Genomic DNA, 20999 nt, shown 5'->3' with positions numbered 1-20999 from the left:
TCACGGCTTTCAATCACATATCCGGTGGCGAGAAATCACGCAGGAGCAGCCTCGCCTTTTCCATGTCCGCAGACAGAGGCCGGTCATCCGAATAGGGCTGGAGGTGCTCGCGAAGCAGATTGTAGACCGCATTTGTTCCGGCTGCCCGCCCGGCAACACTTTCCAGGAAATCATGGGCCTGCACCCCGGCCATCCATTCGATGGCCAGAATATATTCGGCATTGTCGAGAACCGCGAGCAGCTTGTTGGCGGCAGCCGTGGGATGAGAGAGGAAATCCTCCTGTAATCCCGATGTCAGCCCTCCATCTGTGGAGGCAGGCGCGGAAAGACGTCTGCTATCGCCGACAAGAGCTGCGGCCGTATATTGCGCGATCATGAAACCTGAATGGCTTCCGGCATCGGTCGCCAGAAATGGCGGCAGACCATTCACCAGAGGATTGACCAGCCTGTCGATACGGCGCTCGCTCATGGACGCAATCTGTGCAATGGCGATGGCGAGACTGTCTGCCGCCTGCCCCAATGCAGGGGCAACGGCATGGGCCTCCGACGAGACGATGGGCTGCTCGGGCGTGCCAAGGATCGCGGGATTGTCGGTAACGGAGGCAAGCTCTCGATCAACGATGGAGGCGCAGGCATCGAAGATGTCGCGTGCAGCACCATGCGCATGCGGCACGGCACGCAGGCTTAGCGCGTCCTGCGTCCGCCTGCCATGAGCGGCGGCAACCAGCCCACTGCCTTCAAGCCGGGATCGCAGAGCAGCCCCGACGGCCGCGATTCCCTTCGAGGGACGCAGCGCGAGAACCGTCTCGTCAAAAGCGTCGATCTGGCAGCCTGCTGCTTCAAGCGTCAGCGCCGCTATGGCATCGGCCCAATCTAGCAGGTGATTGGCCCGCGCCAGTGCCATGCAGGAAAGACCGGTCGCACAGGCTGTACCATTGACGAGGCTCAGCCCTTCCTTGGCACCCAGCACGATGGGTTGAAGTCTCATTGCCGCCAGGGCATCCCGTCCACTCATAACGCGCCCGCCGAGCCGGGCCTGGCCCTCTCCGATCAGAACAAGCGCAACATGCGCGTTGTGCACCAGATAGCCCGCCGATCCGCGGGACGGCACGTCGGGAATACAATCCTGTTCCAGAAACGTCGACAGATGCGAGACGATCTCGCGTCGGACACCGGAGTGCCCATGGGCGAAATTGGCAATCTGCGCCGCCATGATTGCCCGAACTTCGCGAGGATCCAACAACGGGCCGACACCGCAGGCATGGCTGAGAATAATGGAGCGCGAAAGCCGACCCTGCGCGGTGCGATCCACCACAGTGTCCGACAGTGCACCGACCCCGGTATTGATGCCATAGGCACGCACACCGCTTTCGACGATGCTGTCAACGATCTGGCTCGCCCGGTCAATCCTCAGATAGGCCGCGTGTGACACACGCAGTGCCTCGCCCTTGCCGATATGGGCAACATCGCGCCAACTCAATCCATCATCCAGTAGAACAGTCATGACGTTTTCCTATGATGCAGAAACGGCTGCGAGGAGCGGAAATTTTCCATCTTGAATACTGCCGGCGTTGGCCCGTGTCTCAATTACTGCTGTAAAGACGATAGCGGCTGCCGGGATAAAGGAGGCGGACGGAAGATACGATTCCCTTTGTCGACCATGTGCGACGACGCACGAGCAGGCATGGTTCCGTCTTGGAAATCGCCAGCAGCTTGCACTCCCAGGGCTGTGCGCTGACCGCCTCGATATGCTGCTCGGCTTTCACGATCGGTGCCACTCGCGTGAGATAACTGTTGGGTGTTTCGAGGTTGAAATCCTGTTTGATGTAATCGGGCGCGCATTCCGAATTGACGAAACGATCCTCGATTTGCATCGGCACGCCGTCTTCCGCATGCACAATGATCGAGTGCGCAGCAAGGCTGCCAGCCGGAACAGCGAGCGCTTCGGCAAGATCTGGATCGCAGGTTTCGATTTGAAGAAGTATGACCCGCGCGCTGTGAACACCGCCGTTGCGTGTTATTTCTTCGGCAATGTTGGGTACGCTCTGGAACTGCGATGTGCGCTTCTTGGACGCAACGAACGAACCTTTGCCGCGTACACGCACCACAAGCCCTTCGTCGGCCAGCTCACGCAAAGCGCGGTTGGCCGTCATACGGCTGACACCGAGAATATCGACCAGTTCGTTTTCCGATGGAACACGTTGACCGATCTTCCACTCACCCGCCTCGACGCGACTGCGGACATAGTCCTTCAGCTTTACATAGAGTGGTGAACTCTGGTCTTCGGTGCCCTGCGCGTCATGAGCGTTCTCAGATATCGGTGACATCACTTCCCGGAAAATCTTTCTGTCGTGATCCATAGCTATGACGTCACCAATACGCAGGGTTGTCGGCAAAGGGCGGGGCAATGCCACGCCCTTTACCGATGGATTCAGTTCAATTTGTGTTCGGCCAGCCAGTCGCCCGCCACGACATCGAAACTGTCGTGATTGGCCAGACGACCGTTCATAACGACGAGATCTTTCGTCGTCAGGGCGGCAGAAACAGCATCGAGAGTGCTTGTCACAACGTCGCTAACTTTCGGTGTGGCAATCACTGGTACGATGTTCTGGGCGGGAAAGAGGTTCTTGACGTCTTCAAGCACGATGAGATCGTTTGCAGCGATGGCCGGATCGGTCGAGAACAGGTTTGCAGCATGGACCTGACCGTTGATGAGTGCCGAAAGGGTCAGCGGGCCACCGACGTCAAGCGATTTGAACGACTGGAACTCGAGGCCATAAAGTTCCTTCAGACCGATAATGCCTTCCTTGCGCGTTTTCCATTCCGGTGGGCCGCCAAGTACGAGCTGAGAGGCTACGGGTGCGAGATCGGCAATCGTCTTCAGCTTGTATTTGTCAGCGGTCGCGCGCGTCACAGCCACGCTATCGGAATCCTGTGCTGCGGAGGGTGTCAGCATCGAGACGCCTTTCGGCAGAGCCGCCTTGAGCGCTGCGGCCACATCGCTTGGCGAATGGGCCGTGGCGTTCTTGTCGAGATAGCTCAGCGTCGCACCAGCATACTCCGGCAACAGATCGATTGATCCGTCGAGCAACGCAGGGATATAGACTTCGCGGCTACCGATGCTCAACTTCGTTTCGACGGCAACACCCTTGGCGGCAAGGGCCTTGGCGTAGATCGTCGCCAGAAGCTGGCTTTCGGGGAAGTCGGCGGAACCGACGATGATTGTGGTCGTATCGGTTCGCGGAGTGGCTGGCGCGGCCAGCGGATTGCTTTGCGCCAATGCCGAAGCAGCGGAAAGTGCCATGAGCGCAAATGCGCTGGCGGCAGTGATGATCCTGAATGCCATGCGAGCTTCTCCTTTATGTTGAAACAGTCGTGGAATAGAAAACCGCGTTATTTTAGAACCTCTACCGCTTCGCTCGACGCGTCAGCCCTGGTGATACGGTGACCCTCGATATGACGCCGATGATCAGATCCACGGTCAGGGCCAACGCACCGACGAGAACGGCACCTGCGGCCATCTGATAATAATCGTTCTGCGCCCGCCCATCGATGATCAGGCGACCGAGACCACCAAGAGAAACATAAGCGGCGATGGTTGCGGTCGAGATGATCTGAAGCGTGGCGCTGCGCAGACCGGAAAAGATCAATGGCAGAGCGCAGGGCAGTTCCACATCGAACAGAATATCGAGCGGACGTTTCCCCATGCCTCTTGCAGCATCCACCGCAGCGGGATCCACCGCCGCGATACCGGCGTAACTGCCAGTCATGATCGGCGGCACGGCCAGAAGCACGAGCACGATAAGGCTGGGTACGATAAAAGCCATATCGGATGCGAAAACGGGGCCAAAAACAATCACAAGAAGTGCGATCAGGCCGAGGCTTGGAAGGGAGCGCAGCGCATTTGCAAGACCCGCGATGAAGACGACACCGCGTCCCGTGTGTCCCACATAAAGCCCAACCGGCAAGCCAATCAGACAGGCGAGGAAAAGGGCCGCAAAGCTATAAGCCAGATGCTGACCGACGAGAACGATGACACCATCACTCCCTGTCCAGTGAACTGGATCGCTAAACCATTCGATCATTGCGCCGCACTCCCAGGCTGCCACGGCGTCAGGCGGCGTGAAATGAACAGAACAAGCCCGTCCAGCAAGGCTGCGAGAAGCACGCAGAGTACGATGCCTGCTATGATCGGCGTCAGGAACCGCAGTTGAAGCCCCTGCGTGAAGAGCAGACCAAGTTGCGGCGTTCCAACCAGTGCCGCTACGGAAACGATGCTGACATTGGAAACCACGGCCACACGCAATCCGGCGGCAATCACAGGAACGGCGAGCGGTAGCTCCACCATCACCAGACGCGCAACCTCTCTGTAGCCCATGGCATTCGCCGCCTGGAGGACGTCTGGCGAAACCGATTCCAAACCATCGTTCACTGTTCGCACCAGAAGCGCCAACGCGTAGATCGTCAGCGCGACGACGACGTTTAGCGGATCGAGTATACGGGTGCCGAGCACCAGCGGCAGCAGTACGAACAGCGCAAGCGACGGAATTGTGTAAAGAAGTCCGGCAACCCCCAGCAGGGTCGACCGAAATAAACCGGCCCGCTGCGCAATCCAACCGAGCGGCAGGGCAAGAAGCAGGCCGATCACCACCGGGATGACCGAAAGGCCGAGATGCCAGATGAAAAGCTCGAAAATCCGCCCGGATTCCCGGTAGAGCCAATCAAACCTCATGGCTGACCTCCGAAGCGACCGACCCGCGCGGCTTCGATGGCTTTGGCGACATCAGAGAGTGTGACGGTGCCGACAAGCTGGCCCGTTGACCCTACGATGACCCCGCGGCCGGCGGGCGAACTCAACGCTGCATCGAGCACATGGCGCAAACTGCTGCCTTCCGGCGCCAGCGTACCGCTGAGATTGAGATCTCCCTCACGCAGTGGCTGCCTGAGACCCTGCGCATCGGCCCATCCGATGGGACGATGTTCGGCGTCAGTCACCAGAACCCAGCGATCCGTTGCAACGCCACGAAGGCTGTCCGGTGTTGCGCCGAGCAAGGCTGTCGGCTCCGCACCGAGAGGGACTGCTCCGTCAAATTCGGCGAAACTCAGGAAGCGATATCCTCTGTCCCGGCCGATAAAGTCCGCCACGAAGGCATCTGCCGGGCGCGCCAGCAATTCCTCTGGAGTGGCGATCTGCGCAAGCGTTCCGCCGGCACGCAAAACAGCAACCTGATCGCCAAGCTTCAACGCCTCGTCTATATCATGCGTCACCATGATGATGGTCTTGCCAATCTCACGCTGCAAGCGAAGAAATTCGTCCTGCAACTGTGTGCGAACGACGGGATCGACAGCGCTGAAGGGTTCGTCCATCAGCATGAACTTGGGATCGGAAGCGAGTGCACGTGCAACACCGACGCGTTGCTGCTGGCCACCCGAAAGCTGCCATGGATAACGATCGGCAAAGGCGGCGGTCAGCCCTACACGCTCAAGCAACTCATGCGCCGTGCGCAGTGCTTTTTCCTTTGGCGCTCCGTTTAGCCGCGCAGTGGTCGCAATGTTCTGAACAACGGTGCGATGGGGGAAAAGCCCGGCATGCTGTATGACATAACCGATACGACGGCGCAACAGTGCCACGTCCATGCCATCTGTCGGTTCGCCGTCAAGAAGGATAGAACCGGACGATTGTACGATCAACCTGTTGATCATCCGCAAGGATGTAGTTTTGCCGCAACCCGAAGGGCCGACGAACACGGTCAGCTTGCCGTTTGGCGCCGTCAGGGACAAACCGTTTACGGCAGTAGCCGCGCCCGCATATTGCTTGGTGACGTTGTCGAAGACGATCATGCAAATCTCTCCTGCGCTCTGTCTGCGCCTTCAGGCTGGGCAACTGTGATGACTGCCTAGGTTGTCTATACAAGCACGCAAATAGCGTATCCGCAAGATAGATCGATGAAAATATCCGCAACCCTGGAAATGACTAAACTTTAAGCATTTTGACCGCTATAGAGACGCTGTATGCACATAGAGCAAGCGATCTCGGCGGCCGCAACTCTCTACGCCTTCAAACTGCGCTGCTTTGCCGATCAAGATCAGGCCCGCTCAACGCGACAAATTTGTTCATAAGCAACTCGTTGCTTCGATTTTTGTGCGCGGGAGCAGAATGGAAATACGAATTAATTCGTGCTGAAATTCAACAGATCGCGTGCTGATCGTGACTGAGACCGCAAAACAGGCGTTTTTGAAAAGCACTCATCCACGGCGACTTGGCTCGAGAAGGCCATAAAGCCTTGTGGCCACCGCCATCGAACAATAGTATTACCGCGTCGTATTCAATTAACGAGGATAACATGGCAACAGGTACCGTCAAATTTTTCGCACAGGACAAGGGCTTCGGCTTCATCACACCGGACAACGGCGGCCCGGACGTCTTCGTCCACATCTCCGCCGTAGGGTTTGGTGGTTCTCTTCAGGATGGCCAGAAGGTCAGCTACGATGTGGGACAGGACCGCAAGACTGGAAAGTCCAAGGCCGAGAACGTCAGCCTCATCTGATCAGCGTCTCTTGGCTCCGCGATTACTCGCGGGGCCAAATCGGTCCTTACTCCCGCTGACCTTAGGCTGTTTCCACCCCGTCGCTCTCAATCCGTGCCAAGCTGGCTGCAAAAACTTCGGCGTCGATGGGACGGCCGAAAAGGTAGCCTTGGCCGACCGGACAGCCCATTTCGCGAAGCATTTTGCGCTGGGCCTCGGTCTCCACGCCTTCTGCAACCACAGTTAACCCAAGGGCGCGTCCAAGATCGATAACGGCCTGGACGATCACCCTTCTGGACGGCCTCGTTGCGAGTTCGCTGATAAAGGTGCGGTCTATCTTGATCTCGGTAACCGGAAAGGTTTCGAGCGAGCGCAGGTTCGAATAGCCTGTGCCGAAGTCATCGACGGAAAGGCCGACGCCGCTCTGTCGCAGCCGCTGAAATGCGTCCATCACGCCGGGTGTATCGCTGAGGAACATGCTTTCGGTGATCTCAAGCGTCAACCATGCCGGGTCGGCCTTGGTCAGGCACAGGACCCGATCCAGCATTTCGGCCATGTCATGCTGCAGGAACTCCCCGGCGGATACATTCACCGCAAAGCGCAAAGCCTTGTCGCGATGCGCGTTAATGCGCCGTGCATAAGCCGCGACGGTCGTCAGACTTCGTTCGGTCAGATCAAGCAGCAGACCTGATCGCTCGGCAGTCTCAACGAAACTTCCGGGGAGCTGGCTGCCAAACAGAGGATGATTCCAGCGTATCAGAGCTTCCGCACCCACCCACTCGCCGGTTGGAAGGTCTACCTGGGGTTGGAAGTGATACACAAATTCGTCATTCGCGACCGCGACCTTCAATTCGCGAGTCATTCGCACGCGTCGGCTTGCCTGTTCGTGATCCGAGTCTCGAAACCGTCGCGGACCACCCAGAGGGGCGGACTTGGCGGCCCACAGGGCGATGCCGGCATTGCGGATCAGCGAAATGGGTCTCGCCCGAGGCTGCCCCACCGCATAGCCGATGGCGAAACGCAGTGAGACACTTGCACCTGGCACGACGAAGTCAGCGGCAAGCGAAGCGGATACCGCTGCCACGATAGTATCCGCACTTGATCCATCCGTGAGCTCAAAAGCCAAAGCGAACTCATTGGCGCCCATGCGTCCCACTTGGGCAGCGCCCACGTCCCGCAGCCGCCGCCCGGTTTCATAAAGCAGGGCATCCCCGACTTCGAAACCGTATCCCGTGTTGAAATCGTGAAAACCGATCACATCCAGCTTCACGACCAAGGGCGTCGCTTTGGCATTGGTTGCGAAACGCTCCTCGGTAGCCAGGATAAATGCTTGACGGTTCAGGCAACCCGTGGTCGCGTCGAGGTTCGCGACACGATCCAGCGCGGTGTGCGCCTGGCGAATCGCCGAGACGTCGCGCAGTATGCCGACGTAGAATAGTTCTTCGCCCACCCAGGCAGGCCGGAGACTGAGACTGTTCCAGAACGCCGACCCGTCCTTTCGATAGTTTCGCAGCGTTGAGTCCAGAGGCTCCGCCGCCTCGATCGCAGCGCGAATGTGGACGACCTCTTGTTGGTCGCGCTCGTTGCCCTGCAAATAGCGGCAATCTTTCCCGACGACCTCGTTCCGAGGGTAGCCAGTCAGATGCTCGAAGGCCTTATTGACATAGAGCAAAGGCGAATTGGCGCCCAAACGCTGTGCGATCGCGATCCCATCGGTTAGTTCTTCGACCAGCGTCGCAAGAATTGGCCTGATAGCGTCGGAGCTGAGAAGCGCATTGTCCGACATGACCGGCGCGGGCTGCATGAGGTGCGACTGCATGCGTTTTTCGAATTCTTCCATGACAGGAACCATGGACGGCGAACACGGACGGGGCAACCCGCAGCAGAGGCGGTTCCAGGACAAGCGTCAGCCGTTTTCGGACAAACTGATTCTCGCGCCATCGCCAGACGTCCGAAAGCGATCACGGTAGTCGGACGGCGTCACTCCAACGTGCGAAACAAAGGCACGGCGCATCGCGCGTGTCGATCCAAAACCACTTCTCGCTGCCACCAATGCGATTGGCAGGCGGCTCCCTTCCAAAAGGAAGCGCGCAACGTCGATACGGGTCCTGTCGACATAGTCTGATGGCGATATACCGACCTCCTGCGAAAAAACACGCGTAAAGTTCCGCACACTCATGGCCGCGATCTTCGCCAAGGCGCTGACAGAGAGGTCCGCCGCCGGATGGTTCAGAACATATTGCTGGACGTTGTGTAGACGGCTGCGGTCGATAGCCTGTGCCGCCAGATGCACGCTGAACTGTGACTGATCGCCTGGTCGCTTCAGAAACACGACGAGGCGGCGAGCAACGTAGAGCGCAATCTCCCGGCCCAAGTCCTCCTCGACGAGGGAAAGGCCGAGATCTATAGCCGCGCTGGAACCGGCCGACGTGATCATCGCGCCATCACGGACAAAAACCCGGTCGCTTTCCACCCGCGTCTCGGGGAAGCGCTCGGCCAACAGTGACGCGAACTGCCAGTGCGTCGTAACACGACGGTCTTTTAGTAGACCTGCCTCGCCAAGCACGAATGCCCCTGTGCAGACGGAGCCATAGCGCCGCGCCTGAGCCGCAATTTTAACAATCCAGTCGACAACACGCCCGCCCGGACTTTGCGGAACTCCGACGCTCCCGGCTACAAGCAATGTATCGGGGCTACCAAGGTACGCATCGAAAGCGCAGTCGGTCAGGATTTTTAGCCCCGATGCACAGCGGATCGTGCCCTCGTGCCCTGCCAAGACAGCAACTTCGTAGAATAACTTTTCAACACGGGCATTTGCTTCGGCAAACACGTCCATTAGCCCTGCAAGCTCCAGAGAATGCACGTCCTTTGGAACGAAGATCACGATCCGCATGAGAGTATCTTTCCCTGCACAAAGGACTCAAAGCTCTCGACGAGGATCTAAGCGCCGACGCCGGTCTATGTGGCGACGGTTGCACAATGCTGAAGGTCCGTCAAAGTCAAAGGTATTAGGTCGAAGCGGCGGAAGAACTCTGCACGCGCTGACTTTGTTCGAACTGCCGACCACTAACGGATGTTTTTATGATTGCTACCGCAACCCCAGCCGCCCGCCATTGGTGAACGAGATATTATCTCATTTTGTTGCCGATCTGAGCCCATCTGTTCGACATTGTGAGGACCGAATAGTCTGGGCTATGAACGCTTTTCGGCGAGGATAGACAGCATGTGTATCTGCGGCGGCTTGGCGAACAGGTCCCCTGCCTCTGCCTTCGCCATCAAGGCTGCAGCGACTTGGCCATTTAAGTGCGCATCCCTACCGTCCTCATCGTCGAACGTATCGAAGATTGCAAACGAACTTGGGCCTCCCTGTATCGCATACCAGGAAATCGTGCCGGGCTCTGCATTGACCAGCGGTATGGCTGATCGCAGAAACTCGGCGACCTCCTGTTCCTTGCCGGGCATTGCCTCGAGCGGAACGTAAAGCGCGAATTTGGTCATGACCACCTCCATGGGCACATCATTGTGCCGCAACTGAAGGAACGCGTTAAGCACGACAAATGTTCGGTTATGGACAATAAAAAGGGGTGTCGATGTAAAAAAAGCGATCCACGCCTCTGCACACATGAGGTTTCGATGATCAGTCGATTTCTGGATGGCCACCTAAAGCAACGAGCTGCTCTGTGTTGTCTATGTCCACCTTGGCGCTTTCGCCGATCTCTATGTCGATGACGTCGAGACCAGATTGGGTGATTATCTTGCGCGCGCCGCTGTCGCCTATAAGCTCCATGAGCTGCGGGAATGCGGCGCGAGGAAAGACAACCGGGTTTCCCGGATCTCCATCGCACACCGCGCGAATAATCGCCTTTCCGTTTCTCTCCGCAAAAGCGTCGATGAGTGCGTCAATATCCGCAGGTTCAAGCAACGGCATATCCGCAAGCATGATCATAATCCCGTCGGGAGCTTGCAACGCGGCGCGCTGGACGCCGAGCACGATCGAGCTTGCCATTCCGTCACTGAAGTTGGAGTTTCTCGCGATGATCAGGTCGAGCCCTGCAATTTCGGCCTCGACGTCCGAGCTTCGGTATCCGGTCACAACAACCACAGAACGACTGCCGGCCCCAAGCGCTGCCAATGCGGCCCGACGAACGAGGCTGGTTTCCCGAAAACGCGCGAGAAGCTTGTGCCCGGCACCCGCCATCCTGCTCGATCGTCCAGCGGCCAGGACAACCACGTCAACTGACACTCGTCTATCTCCTGCCGCTTCCACACCGAACCTCACGCATAGAGGGACAAGCGGCTCGCCGCGATGTCGGCAAGGATGGACAGGGCAAGAGAGTTCGCATCGCGGGTTGGCCCGAAAAGCCCGATCGGTGCCCTTATCCGATCAGTATCTGCCCGGGAGAAACCGGAGCTGACAAGAAAATCGACCCGTCTACGGTGTGTACGGGTGCTCCCCAAGGCGCCGATGTAGAATGCGGGTGACCGTAACGCGGCTTGCAGAACGGCCTGCTCCGCATCAAGGTCGTGATGGAGAAGAACAACAGCGGTGTACTGATCGATATCGGGCACAACTTTTTCGTTCGCTGTGCAGGCCACCACCTCGAAGCCGGAGGATTGGGCTATATCAGCGGCCCTCTCGGCCTCTATACTTTGACCGGAAATCACGACACGCGTGCGCGGCCGATAGACCGTGAAAAAGCGGTCGTCGGCGTAACCGGCCCGCGATTGCGGCTCGACGATCTCGAGCTGTTGGGTCTGCCTCGTGTAGCACAGGCCCGTGGTCCGGCGCTGATAAAGCTGTTCAAGAACGCCGCTCAACATCTCGGTATTTTGCAGCACGTGGATCGACACGGTAATCCCACCGCCGCACGGCAGGGCAATGTCGAAAAAGGGGGAGCCTGATCCGAACTTCACTTCCCTATCTCTGTTTTCGCCTATTGCGTCGAGCGCCTCGGAAGCGACCGCTGCCTCGATGCAGCCCCCCGACATATAGCCACAAAAACGACCATCGGCCGCAATGGCGACATGGGAGCCAAGCGCGCGCGCCGCTCCCCCGCGAATTTCGACGAGGGTGGCAAGTGCCACCCTGCCCTTTGCAAGCTCCCTTATCGCAAAGCCAAATATTTCTTCCGTATCATCGGTGAGCAACGACCTGACCGGCGTCGGCTTTGTCTCAGCTTGGATATCCTCCTGAGGACATATATCCGTAAGGGCGGCGATGTCGTCATGCAACATCCGGCAGCCCGCCTATGATCTTGTCGAGCGTCACAGGATAGTGACGCACCCTCACCCCGGTGGCATTGTAGATTGCGTTGGCGACAGCTGCAGAAACCCCGCAGAGACCAAGCTCGCCAACGCCCTTGGCCTTCATCGGCGACGACATGGGGTCTGCTTCGTCCATGAAAATCACTTCCTGATGAGGAATGTCGGCATGCACCGGGACTTCGTAGCCAGCCAGATCGTGGTTGACGAAGAAGCCTTGCTTCGTATCGACCGCCAACTCCTCTGACAGCGCTCCACCCACACCCATTGTCATGGCACCAATCACCTGGCTGCGCGCTGTTATCGGGTTCAGGATCCGTCCGGCCGCGCAGACGGCCAGCATGCGTCGAATGCGCGTTTCACCCGTGGCCACGTCAACACCGACTTCCACGAAGTGGGCACCGAACGTTGACTGTTGATGGGCTTCGGAAAGATCGCCCCATTCCATTCCATCCTCGCCAACAAGGCCGTTTGGCGCAGCTGCCTCCGTAAGCGCTACCGAACGGTTTCCTGATCGAACCTGTCCGTTTTCGAACACGACGTCATCAGTGTTAAAGCCGAGTTTCTGCGCCACCGCCTCACGAAGCTTCACGCAGGCTGCGTAGACGCCGGAGGTAGAACAGTTCGCGCCGAACTGCCCGCCCGACCCCGCCGAAACCGGAAAGCGGGAATCGCCCAGCTGGACGGCTACTCGATCGACCGGCAAGCCCAGCATCTCAGCTGCTGTTTGTGCGATGATGGTATAGCTGCCGGTCCCGATATCGGTCATATCTGTTTCAACCGTTGCAATGCCGTCCACGCCGAGCCGAACCCTTGCTGCGGATGGGAGGAGAAGATTGTTTCGCAAAGCGGCTGCGACACCAGATCCGATCAGCCAGTTTCCTTCTCGTCGGGAACCCGGCTTGCCGCGCTGGTTCCAGCCAAACCGTTCCGCGCCGAGTTTGAGACAGCCGACCAGGTTCCTTTGGGTAAAAGCGCGCTCGGGCTTCTCAGGGTCGACCTGAGTGTCGTTGAGTATCCGAAACTCGACCGGATCGACGCCCACCTTTTCGGCTATCTCGTCTATGGCGATCTCGAGGGCCATCAACCCCGGCGCTTCGCCGGGCGCCCGCATCGCATTGCCTTCTGGCAAGTGAAGCGTGGCCAGTCTCATGGCAGTCATCCGGTTCTCACCCGCGTAGAGCAGTCGTGTCTGATTGACAGCCGTTTCCAGCTGGCCCCCAGGCTGGTCACCCGACCAGCTTTCGTGAGCAATCGCGGTGATTTTGCCGTCCTGTGTCGCTCCAATGCGAATACGCTGGATCGTCGCCGGCCGATGCGTCGTGTTGTTGGCTATGAACGGACGGGGAAGCGCGACCTTGACCGGACGTCCAGTAGCCTTTGCTGCAAAGGCAGCGAGCACCGCGTCGGCCCGCAAGAAAAGCTTACCCCCGAAACCCCCACCTATGAATGGCGACATCAAATGGATATTGTCCTTGTCGATACCAAGTGTAGTCGCCAGATCGGATCGCCACCAATCAATCATCTGGCTGGACGTCCAAACGGTCAGTTTATCGCCATGCCACGCAGCGATGGACGCATGGGGCTCCATCATGGAATGTGACTGATCTGGAGTGGTATAACTTTCGTCGAGAGTGACCGGTGCGCTCTTGAAGGCTCCCTCGAAGTCACCGACTGCCGTGTCGGGCTGCTGCTTCTCGTCGGGCTTGACCGCACTGTCCTTGGCCTTCTTGAGATCGAAGCTCCCGAGCGCGGTTTCATATTCTACTGTCACAAGCGAAGCTGCGGCGCGCGCCTGCTCGAAGGTTTCTGCGACGACTACTGCCACCGCCTGGTGATAGTGCTGGACTTCATCGCCACCAAAAAGATTGGCTGTGTTGAATTTACCCTTCTCGCGCTTGCCCACGTCCAAGGTGGTGACAACCGTCAAAACGCCGGGGGACCGCTTTGCGGCGTCGGTCGATATCGACCGGATACGGCCCTTCGCAATCGCGGCACCGACCGGATACCCGTAGGCGTAAGGAATATTCGGATCATGCCATTCGTAGGCATACATTGCTCGGCCCGTCGTTTTCTCTTGGCCGTCAATGCGGGGGATAGGCTGACCGACGACTTTCATCCGGTCGATGGGATTGTTGATTGCAGGTGTGTCGAATTTCATGGTCGTTATCCCCTTGCCTCTGCGATCACCGCACCGATCGTTCGTTCCACGAGGGTTATCTTGAAGCGATTTTGCTCCGTCGGGCGAGCGTCGCCGAGAAGTGCCGCGCTTGCGGCTTTTGCACCGCTCTTCAGCTCCCGGTCACCTGAGCCTGTTCGCCAGGGTTTGTGAGCTACGCCACCGACAGCCACGCGGCCGGTGCCATCCGGCTGGATCACCGCAGCGACGGATACGAGCGCAAACGCGTAGGAGGCCCGATCGCGCACCTTGCGATAGATATGCTTGCCCCCAATTGGCTTCGGCAGCGTGACCGCAGTTATGAACTCGCCCGGCTCCAGGGCCGTCTCGATGTGTGGAGTATCGCCGGGAAGCCTGTGAAAGTCTGCGATCGGGATTGGGCGGCTACGGCCGTCGCCATTGATCGTTTCGACGGTTGCGTCGAGCGCCCTCATCGCAACAGCCATGTCGCTGGGATGAGTGGCGATACAGGATTCGCTGCTTCCGACGACTGCATGCTGTCGCGAAAAACCGCCAATAGCCGAACATCCGCTTCCCGGCTGCCGCTTGTTGCACGGTTGGTTGGTGTCATAGAAATACGGACAGCGCGTGCGCTGGAGGAGATTGCCCGCGGTGGTGGCCTTGTTTCGCAGTTGACCAGACGCCCCGGCGACCAGGGCGCGGGTAAGCAAACCATAGTCGCGACGGACAGTCTCGTCGCTTGCCAGATCGGTATTGCGGACCAGAGCCCCTATGCGCAGACCGCCATCAGAGGTGGTTTCGATCTTGTCGAGACCAACTCCGTTGATGTCGATGAGATGCGCCGGGTGCTCGATCTCCAGCTTCATCAAGTCCAGGATATTTGTCCCGCCGGCGATGAATTTGGCTTCCGGATTGGCTGCTGCCGCTTTCGCTGCCGCCTGAGCCGTTGTGGCTCGCTCGTATGTGAAGGCTCTCATGCTTCGATCCCCCCGACTTCGGCAATTGCATCGAGAATGTTCGAGTAGGCGCCGCATCGACAGATGTTTCCGCTCATTCGTTCCCGAACTTCTGCCGCGGTGACTTCCACCTTTGCGGAAATGTCTGCAGTGGCGTGGCTTGGGATATTCGACTTGATTTCCTCCAAGACCGCCACGGAGGAACAGATTTGTCCGGGAGTACAGTAACCACACTGAAAACCGTCGTGTTTGATGAATGCGGCTTGCATGGGATGCAGGTTTCCAGGTTGCCCGAGGCCCTCGATGGTGGTGACCTCGTCACCGTCGTGCATCACAGCCAACGTCAGGCACGAATTGATCCGGCGTCCATCCACCATCACGGTACAAGCGCCGCACTGTCCGTGATCGCAGCCTTTCTTTGTGCCGGTTAGATGAAGGTGCTCGCGCAAGGCGTCGAGCAAGCTCGTGCGATTGTCGAGTTCGAGATCATGCATCTCGCCGTTCACTTTGAAGGAAACACTCGTCTTGAAATTCATTTCTTCCCCCGAGGACTTTGCTGCGGCTCCTTTTGCCGCAACTCCCGTGACAGCAATTGCCGCCGCCGAGGAAACAAGTAAGTCCCGCCGCGAAAGTTCCAAATGTGAGTGATCTCTCATCTCCAGCTCCATTCGTTGTTGATGGCCTGGCGCATTCGGAGAAACGCCATATCTCAACATAGGGAAGCAAAAGAAGATGATTAGATGCGCCTTTTCGCTAACACTTATTAGCGAGGCTCATAAATCGGCATAAGCGATCCATGGGGCAGCCACAGTAAGCCGCCCACTGTCACCCAGGCTCTCTTTCGAGAGAGAGTAGACCACGCGATCATAAAACTAACGCATCTGGCAGAGTTGCGACAATTGCGACCCCGTCCAGCGCCTCGCGAGTTCGCTGGCATCCACCGTGCCGGGCAGGAGGCTTCCCAGCTCACCGCCGATCTGAATTTGAGCATCGGTGATTTTGCATGCTCTTTCGTTGACTGAAACGATCACCGCAATCTCCGACTGCATCGGTGGCATCTCGAAAAGCGCGTCGGGAGGGCTTCCGCAAGTAACTATGGCCGTAGCTCTGAGAGTGGAGTTTTGATCCACGCCACGGCAAAGTTCTGCGGATTGCACGCGGAAACTGCGAGTTTGGTTGGGTCCGGCTGGGAGCTGCTCACAAACCTGTGCTGAGGAAACTGCCCCTGCAATGAGCGGCCATTCAGGCCGCCCAACCAGAGAAAAGCAATTTGCGAAAACGGGGGCGGTTGAGGCGACGAGCGACGCCATACATACAAACAGCGCTGGGATAGGATGTTTCACGGTACCACGCTCCTCCACGTCTTTCAGACAGTTGTAAAGCTGGATTGCGGCTTTTTCGCTTCGAATGCAGCAACAGCCGGTTAATCGATCCGTATATGCGCCGTTTGGTCGCGCCTTTCTGGCGGGGAGGATGGCCGACATCCATCTGGTACCTTCTCACGACAACGGATGAATGAGAAAAGTTTAGTCGGCTCCAAGTTTCCTGCGTCAAATGGCATAAAAAGGGCGGCCAGAGCCGCCCTTTTTATGGAATGTTTACGCCGCCCCTGGCCGATTGATCGTCAGGAAGTGACGAACGACGGGTTTGTCCGGACCAACATGGTAGGTCAGAACCTTTCCCTGCACGTCTGCATCGGCGTTGGAAACCCGCTTGTGCTGGCGGAGGTGCTCAGCCCAGGATTCCACCATGAACCACTCGACGATCTTTTCCGGATCGGCGGAGTCTTCCGTCACACCCCACCCATAGGCACCATCGCGGCGGCGTTCTTGAGACAGGTGGTCGAGAGCACGCAGGAAGGCTGAACGATGCTGTTTCTCGACCTTGTACTCGATGAGGATCAGGACAGGACCACGGTCATGAGCAACAGGCTCGGCGACCAGCGGTTCCGGCCAGTGGTTGGACGGCACCATGTCGGCGTCACCAGCCGGGAGCTTTACGCGGTGCATGATGAACCCCGCAACGAGCAAGCCAGCTGCACCGATAAGCAATGTGGTCTGAATTCCAACGGCTTCGCCCACAGCACCCCAGCCGAGGCTGCCCGCCGTCATGGCTCCGTTGAATACGGTCAGATAGACAGCAAGGCCACGCCCACGCACCCAGTTGGGCAGAACAGCCTGGGCTGCGCCGTTCAGGGTCGTAAGGGCGGTGATCCAAGCACCACCGAGGAACAGAAGAGCGATAATGGCGACGAGCTTCGGCGGGGCGAGCGAAAGGACACCCATGACAACTGCGGTGATCACCGCTGCGCCAAGAAGCAGACCATCCGAGCTCAGGCGTTCGCGTAGCCTCGGCATGACCAATGCTCCACCGATCGCACCGGCGCCGACCGCACCAAGCAGAATACCGTAGAAGCTGGCATCACCACCCAGCAGTTGACGGGCAACCAGCGGAAGAAGTGCCCAGACGGCACTGGCGAATGCGAAGAAGATGGCAGCACGAAGAAGGACGACATGCAGGGGGCGGCTTGAGCGAGTGTAACGTAGGCCAGCCCTGAACGCGCCGAAGAAGTTCTCTTGTAGAGCGTCGTTGGCGTTTTTGGCACGTGGCCACCACACCAGAGCCGCGATAACGAAGATGTAGCTTGCAACGTCTGCGCCATAGGTGATCCCCGCCCCGAACGCTGCCAGAAGCAAACCGCCAGCAGCTGGGCCGATGGAACGAGCGATATTGATGCCGAGGGAGTTGAGAGCGACAGCGCTCTTCACTTCCTCGCGTTTCACCAGTTCAGGAACAATCGCCTGCCAGGTCGGGCCCATCAATGCGGCACCAATGCCGCCGAGGAAGGTCAGGCCGATCAGTGCGCTCACGGAAAGCATGCCTGTCTGCGAGAGGACCATCAGCGAGATACTTACGAAGGCCAGCAGGAGCTGGACCGCAATCAGGAACTTGCGGCGATCCAGAATGTCGGTGAGAACGCCTGCCGGAATGGCAAGCAGGAAGATCGGCAATGTTCCGGCCGCCTGAACCATGGCGACTGCAGCAGGCGTTGCCGAGAGGTCCGTCATCAGCCATGAGCTTGCGACGTCGCGCATGAAGCTTCCGGTATTGCCGAGAACCGTTGCAATCCACAGGACCGCGAATACGGGCTGTGCGAGAGGAGCAAAAGTGCCCCCGGATGTTTTCGCGGCGCTCATTTACCCGCTCCCTTTGCAAGGTCGGCCGCTGCAACGAAGATGAATGCACCGGCCAGACCGATGTGTTCGAAGAAGGCGTTCGTTGCCATCATGCGGTCCATGCCGGGCGCCATTTCCCAGAAGCGAAGAGCAATGAACGTTGCGAGAAGCGTAAAGCCTGCAAGTGCGAGTGCGCCTGCCCAGCGCAGGAAGCCCGAGACCACCATCGCGGAGGCCGTAAGCTCGAACACGATGACGACGACGGCAAAGAGAGCGGCAGGGTGCAGACCGAAATGATTCATCTCAGCAAGCGCGCCATTGAAATCGAAAATCTTGGTGAGTGGACCCTGGATGTAGGCAGCGCAGAGAGCAAGCAGCGATACAGTTCTCGTAATGGGAGAGCCGACGACGCGTGCAAGTCCGCTCAAGGCCGAATTCGATATAGGGGATTGGTAGGTCATATCCTGCTCCTTTTTGGTCGCTGACGGGATCGAGCGGCCGCGTTTGATGGAGCGATATTGGCCGGTGATCGCACTGCCAACAATTGCAGCAATAGTTTCGATTTAATTGCCAATATTGCAATTATGGGGTCGGATCGCTTGGGCGAACAAAAGTCGCCCAAGCGAGGACACGATCAGACTGCCCAGCAAGAGCAGCCAAGAGCGCCGAAGAAACCCTTGAGGTCGGCGATCGGCAGTTTCGAGGTCCAGGCTCCTGCATGGTCGTGACCATGCACGCCGCAATCGCTGGCGCAGCCACAGGTCGAGATAGCCGTGCGCCTTAGAGACCGCGCGCCAGCTCCTTCCGGCTCACCCCATGCAGCATATCCGCCGAACTTGCGGACTGGAGACCAGTCGGGCATTGCAGGTGGCACGTCATTCTCGTCGAGCGTTTTGAAGTCACCTGCTCCATAGACGATTTTGCCGCCAACCATGGTCAGCTCCGATACCAGGAACGAGATCTCGTCTTCGGCGCAGGAGAAGAAGTCCTTGTCGGGAACGACAAGGTCGGCGAACTGGCCTTTCTCGATACGGCCTTTCTTGCCTTCTTCATTCGAAAACCAGGTGACTTTTTCAGTCCACATCCGCAGAGCCGTCTCGCGATCAAGGCAGTTGGCACGCGGATAGAGTTGCATGCCACCAACCGTCTTGCCGGTCACCATCCAGGACAACGAGACCCAGGGGTTGTAGGAGGCGACGCGGGTCGCATCCGTGCCGGCGGAAACGTTGACGCCCTTGTCGAGCATCTTTCGGATCGGTGGGGTCGCTTCGGCAACGCCTTGGCCATATCGCTCGACAAAATATTCGCCCTGATAGGCCATGCGATGCTGGGTTGCGATGCCGCCACCAAGGGCCGCAATGCGGTCGATGGACCGGTCCGAGATGGTTTCGGCATGGTCGAAGAACCAGTTCAGACCTTCAAGCGGAATGTCCTTGTTGACCTTCTCGAAGACATCAAGCGAACGGGAGATTGTCTCGTCATACGTGGCGTGCATGCGCCATGGCCAACGGTTCTCGGCCAGAACGCGCACCACTTCTTCGAGTTCGCCTTCCATTTCCGGCGCCATTTCCGGACGTGGCTGGCGAAAGTCCTCGAAGTCCGCCGCGGAGAAGACCAGCATTTCTCCGGCACCGTTGTGACGGAAATAGTCGTTGCCCTGCTTGTATTTGACCGAAGACGTCCAGTTGAGAAAGTCTTGCTTTTCTTCCTTGGGCTTCTGGGTGAAGAGATTGTAGGCCAGACGCACCGTCATCTGGTTCTCGTCAGAGAGTTTTTGAATGACCTCGTAGTCATCAGGGTAGTTCTGGAAGCCACCGCCTGCATCAATCACACCCGTTACGCCAAGACGATTGAGCTCACGCATGAAATGGCGGGTGGAGTTGACCTGATAGTCGAGAGGCAGTTTGGGGCCCTTGGCAAGGGTGGAGTAGAGAATGCCGGCATTAGGCTTGGCCAGCAACAGGCCAGTCGGATTGCCGTTGGCATCACGGGTGATTTCGCCACCGGGTGGATTGGGCGTATCGCGGGTGTAACCGACGGCGCGCAGTGCAGCGCCGTTCAAGAGCGCGCGGTCATAAAGGTGCAGCAGAAATACTGGGGTATCTGGCGCGACCGCGTTGATCTCCTCGATCGTCGGCAGACGCTTCTCCGCAAACTGGTGTTCGGTGAACCCGCCGACAACACGCACCCATTGCGGGGCTGGCGTTATCGCCACCTGGCGCTTGAGCATGTCCATTGCATCTGCCAGCGAGCGCACGCCGTCCCAGCGCAATTCCATATTGTAGTTTAGCCCGCCACGCACAACGTGGGTATGGTTATCGATGAGGCCGGGCAGGACGCGCTTGCCCTTGAGATCGACGATCTTGGTGTTGGAACCAGCAAGGGACATGACCTCGCTGTCCGAACCGACTTCAAGAAACAGTCCATCCTTGATGGCGACCGCGGTCGCGTTTGGATTGGTGCGGTCAAGGGTCGTGAAACGACCGTTATGGAGGATCAGGTCTGGGTGCATGGTATCTATTCCGGTCTGGTTGGGATCGGCGGCATTGGCCTTTGAGAAGAGGTTCGAAAACGCCAGGCTCGAGGCCGCTCCAAGGAAGGTTCGGCGCGTCGTCATCAGCTCCGCTCCTCCAAATTGGTTTGCGAACGATGGGCAATCTCCGGAGAATTTCCGCCCTCCGGCATGTGACCGAACATGTGCGGCTTCACCTGCTGGAGCCAGGAAACCGCTGCCGGCTCCTTGCTCCAGAGCGATTTGGCGAGCGGGATGATCTGCTCACCGACGAGAATGCCGAGCAGGCCGACAAGCGCGATAACCGGCGGAGCAGGCGAACGCACGTTGAGCAGGCTGTAGACGATGCCGACCAGCAAACCCGCGCCAAGAGACAGAAGATAGATTTTCATGAGAGTCATCCTCGTTAAAACGGACAACCGCTCC

At 58.3% G+C, this 20999-nt stretch carries 20 protein-coding genes; 1 reads left to right on the top strand and 19 read right to left on the bottom strand.

All coding sequences use genetic code 11. From position 1 onward, the window contains the following. Positions 1-13: 13 nt before the first annotated feature. From ASD46_RS23370 to ASD46_RS23345, 6 genes are all read right to left on the bottom strand, one after another. Positions 14-1504 carry an HAL/PAL/TAL family ammonia-lyase gene (locus tag ASD46_RS23370; RefSeq protein WP_060642832.1) on the bottom strand — a complete coding sequence of 497 codons (1491 nt, stop codon included), beginning with the start codon at positions 1502-1504 and terminating at the stop codon, positions 14-16. Between the two features lie 79 nt (positions 1505-1583). Continuing rightward, positions 1584-2327 carry a histidine utilization repressor gene (gene hutC / locus ASD46_RS23365; protein WP_060642899.1) on the bottom strand — a complete coding sequence of 248 codons (744 nt, stop codon included), beginning with the start codon at positions 2325-2327 and terminating at the stop codon, positions 1584-1586. 104 nt (positions 2328-2431) lie between these two features. Next, positions 2432-3346, bottom strand: coding sequence for an ABC transporter substrate-binding protein (locus tag ASD46_RS23360; RefSeq protein ID WP_003518329.1), 915 nt, complete (start codon positions 3344-3346; stop codon positions 2432-2434). 61 nt (positions 3347-3407) lie between these two features. Then, positions 3408-4085 carry an ABC transporter permease gene (locus tag ASD46_RS23355; protein ID WP_035200037.1) on the bottom strand — a complete coding sequence of 226 codons (678 nt, stop codon included), beginning with the start codon at positions 4083-4085 and terminating at the stop codon, positions 3408-3410. Further along, positions 4082-4732, bottom strand: coding sequence for an ABC transporter permease (locus ASD46_RS23350; RefSeq protein WP_013762184.1), 651 nt, complete (start codon positions 4730-4732; stop codon positions 4082-4084). The genes ASD46_RS23355 and ASD46_RS23350 overlap by 4 nt, the downstream gene beginning before the upstream one ends. Next, positions 4729-5841 carry an ABC transporter ATP-binding protein gene (locus ASD46_RS23345; protein WP_013762183.1) on the bottom strand — a complete coding sequence of 371 codons (1113 nt, stop codon included), beginning with the start codon at positions 5839-5841 and terminating at the stop codon, positions 4729-4731. The genes ASD46_RS23350 and ASD46_RS23345 overlap by 4 nt, the downstream gene beginning before the upstream one ends. A gap of 503 nt (positions 5842-6344) precedes the next feature. Here ASD46_RS23345 and ASD46_RS23340 point away from each other — a divergent pair. Then, a complete protein-coding gene (locus tag ASD46_RS23340) occupies positions 6345-6548 on the top strand; it encodes a cold-shock protein (RefSeq protein ID WP_003518333.1) in 204 nt (67 codons plus the stop codon). A gap of 61 nt (positions 6549-6609) precedes the next feature. On the opposite strand, the gene ASD46_RS23335 is transcribed toward ASD46_RS23340, so the two are convergent. The 13 genes from ASD46_RS23335 to ASD46_RS23280 all read right to left on the bottom strand — a co-directional run bounded on the left by ASD46_RS23335 (position 6610) and on the right by ASD46_RS23280 (position 20965). Continuing rightward, positions 6610-8367, bottom strand: a complete 1758-nt coding sequence (locus ASD46_RS23335; RefSeq protein WP_236775900.1) for a putative bifunctional diguanylate cyclase/phosphodiesterase — start codon at positions 8365-8367, stop codon at positions 6610-6612. Between the two features lie 66 nt (positions 8368-8433). Beyond that, the gene (locus tag ASD46_RS23330; protein WP_060642830.1) at positions 8434-9420 is read right to left on the bottom strand and encodes a GlxA family transcriptional regulator; all 987 of its coding nucleotides are present in this window, start codon (positions 9418-9420) and stop codon (positions 8434-8436) included. A gap of 299 nt (positions 9421-9719) precedes the next feature. Beyond that, positions 9720-10025, bottom strand: coding sequence for a putative quinol monooxygenase (locus tag ASD46_RS23325; protein WP_060642898.1), 306 nt, complete (start codon positions 10023-10025; stop codon positions 9720-9722). Between the two features lie 139 nt (positions 10026-10164). Then, a complete protein-coding gene (locus tag ASD46_RS23320) occupies positions 10165-10770 on the bottom strand; it encodes an NTP transferase domain-containing protein (RefSeq protein WP_272434417.1) in 606 nt (201 codons plus the stop codon). Between the two features lie 32 nt (positions 10771-10802). Next, the gene (locus ASD46_RS23315) at positions 10803-11762 is read right to left on the bottom strand and encodes an XdhC family protein (RefSeq protein ID WP_060642829.1); all 960 of its coding nucleotides are present in this window, start codon (positions 11760-11762) and stop codon (positions 10803-10805) included. Beyond that, positions 11752-13950, bottom strand: coding sequence for an aldehyde oxidoreductase molybdenum-binding subunit PaoC (paoC, locus tag ASD46_RS23310; protein WP_060642828.1), 2199 nt, complete (start codon positions 13948-13950; stop codon positions 11752-11754). The genes ASD46_RS23315 and paoC overlap by 11 nt, the downstream gene beginning before the upstream one ends. A 5-nt stretch (positions 13951-13955) precedes the next feature. Beyond that, positions 13956-14906 carry an FAD binding domain-containing protein gene (locus ASD46_RS23305; protein ID WP_060642827.1) on the bottom strand — a complete coding sequence of 317 codons (951 nt, stop codon included), beginning with the start codon at positions 14904-14906 and terminating at the stop codon, positions 13956-13958. After that, on the bottom strand, positions 14903-15541 hold the full coding sequence (paoA, locus tag ASD46_RS23300) for an aldehyde dehydrogenase iron-sulfur subunit PaoA (protein ID WP_035202503.1): 639 nt from the start codon (positions 15539-15541) through the stop codon (positions 14903-14905). The genes ASD46_RS23305 and paoA overlap by 4 nt, the downstream gene beginning before the upstream one ends. Positions 15542-15757: 216 nt before the next feature. Further along, positions 15758-15934 carry a hypothetical protein gene (locus ASD46_RS27535; RefSeq protein ID WP_003518350.1) on the bottom strand — a complete coding sequence of 59 codons (177 nt, stop codon included), beginning with the start codon at positions 15932-15934 and terminating at the stop codon, positions 15758-15760. A gap of 549 nt (positions 15935-16483) precedes the next feature. Continuing rightward, on the bottom strand, positions 16484-18082 hold the full coding sequence (locus ASD46_RS23295) for an MFS transporter (RefSeq protein ID WP_060642826.1): 1599 nt from the start codon (positions 18080-18082) through the stop codon (positions 16484-16486). Then, complete coding sequence (locus ASD46_RS23290; protein WP_019566826.1) at positions 18079-18522, bottom strand: DoxX family protein; 444 nt, start codon at positions 18520-18522, stop codon at positions 18079-18081. The genes ASD46_RS23295 and ASD46_RS23290 overlap by 4 nt, the downstream gene beginning before the upstream one ends. 173 nt (positions 18523-18695) lie before the next feature. Beyond that, on the bottom strand, positions 18696-20678 hold the full coding sequence (locus ASD46_RS23285; RefSeq protein WP_060642825.1) for an amidohydrolase: 1983 nt from the start codon (positions 20676-20678) through the stop codon (positions 18696-18698). After that, positions 20678-20965, bottom strand: coding sequence for a XapX domain-containing protein (locus ASD46_RS23280; protein ID WP_060642824.1), 288 nt, complete (start codon positions 20963-20965; stop codon positions 20678-20680). The genes ASD46_RS23285 and ASD46_RS23280 overlap by 1 nt, the downstream gene beginning before the upstream one ends. Between the last annotated feature and the right edge of the window lie 34 nt (positions 20966-20999).

This window comes from Rhizobium sp. Root491, assembly GCF_001427205.1.
GTDB classification, from domain to species: domain Bacteria; phylum Pseudomonadota; class Alphaproteobacteria; order Rhizobiales; family Rhizobiaceae; genus Agrobacterium; species Agrobacterium tumefaciens.
Note: the sequence above shows the minus strand (reverse complement) of the source record. Positions and strands in the feature narration are given on the sequence as shown.

Coding starts and splice junctions, on each gene's coding strand:
- ASD46_RS23325 (WP_060642898.1), bottom strand. CDS start 10,025: ATGACCAAATTCGCGCTTTACGTTCCGCTCGAGGCAATGCCCGGCAAG.
- ASD46_RS27535 (WP_003518350.1), bottom strand. CDS start 15,934: ATGCAGTCGGAGATTGCGGTGATCGTTTCAGTCAACGAAAGAGCATGC.
- ASD46_RS23315 (WP_060642829.1), bottom strand. CDS start 11,762: ATGTTGCATGACGACATCGCCGCCCTTACGGATATATGTCCTCAGGAG.
- paoC (WP_060642828.1), bottom strand. CDS start 13,950: ATGAAATTCGACACACCTGCAATCAACAATCCCATCGACCGGATGAAA.
- hutC (WP_060642899.1), bottom strand. CDS start 2,327: ATGTCACCGATATCTGAGAACGCTCATGACGCGCAGGGCACCGAAGAC.
- ASD46_RS23350 (WP_013762184.1), bottom strand. CDS start 4,732: ATGAGGTTTGATTGGCTCTACCGGGAATCCGGGCGGATTTTCGAGCTT.
- ASD46_RS23285 (WP_060642825.1), bottom strand. CDS start 20,678: ATGACGACGCGCCGAACCTTCCTTGGAGCGGCCTCGAGCCTGGCGTTT.
- ASD46_RS23360 (WP_003518329.1), bottom strand. CDS start 3,346: ATGGCATTCAGGATCATCACTGCCGCCAGCGCATTTGCGCTCATGGCA.
- ASD46_RS23305 (WP_060642827.1), bottom strand. CDS start 14,906: ATGAGAGCCTTCACATACGAGCGAGCCACAACGGCTCAGGCGGCAGCG.
- ASD46_RS23290 (WP_019566826.1), bottom strand. CDS start 18,522: ATGACCTACCAATCCCCTATATCGAATTCGGCCTTGAGCGGACTTGCA.
- ASD46_RS23345 (WP_013762183.1), bottom strand. CDS start 5,841: ATGATCGTCTTCGACAACGTCACCAAGCAATATGCGGGCGCGGCTACT.
- ASD46_RS23280 (WP_060642824.1), bottom strand. CDS start 20,965: ATGAAAATCTATCTTCTGTCTCTTGGCGCGGGTTTGCTGGTCGGCATC.
- ASD46_RS23330 (WP_060642830.1), bottom strand. CDS start 9,420: ATGCGGATCGTGATCTTCGTTCCAAAGGACGTGCATTCTCTGGAGCTT.
- paoA (WP_035202503.1), bottom strand. CDS start 15,541: ATGAGAGATCACTCACATTTGGAACTTTCGCGGCGGGACTTACTTGTT.
- ASD46_RS23335 (WP_236775900.1), bottom strand. CDS start 8,367: ATGGAAGAATTCGAAAAACGCATGCAGTCGCACCTCATGCAGCCCGCG.
- ASD46_RS23340 (WP_003518333.1), top strand. CDS start 6,345: ATGGCAACAGGTACCGTCAAATTTTTCGCACAGGACAAGGGCTTCGGC.
- ASD46_RS23355 (WP_035200037.1), bottom strand. CDS start 4,085: ATGATCGAATGGTTTAGCGATCCAGTTCACTGGACAGGGAGTGATGGT.
- ASD46_RS23295 (WP_060642826.1), bottom strand. CDS start 18,082: ATGAGCGCCGCGAAAACATCCGGGGGCACTTTTGCTCCTCTCGCACAG.
- ASD46_RS23370 (WP_060642832.1), bottom strand. CDS start 1,504: ATGACTGTTCTACTGGATGATGGATTGAGTTGGCGCGATGTTGCCCAT.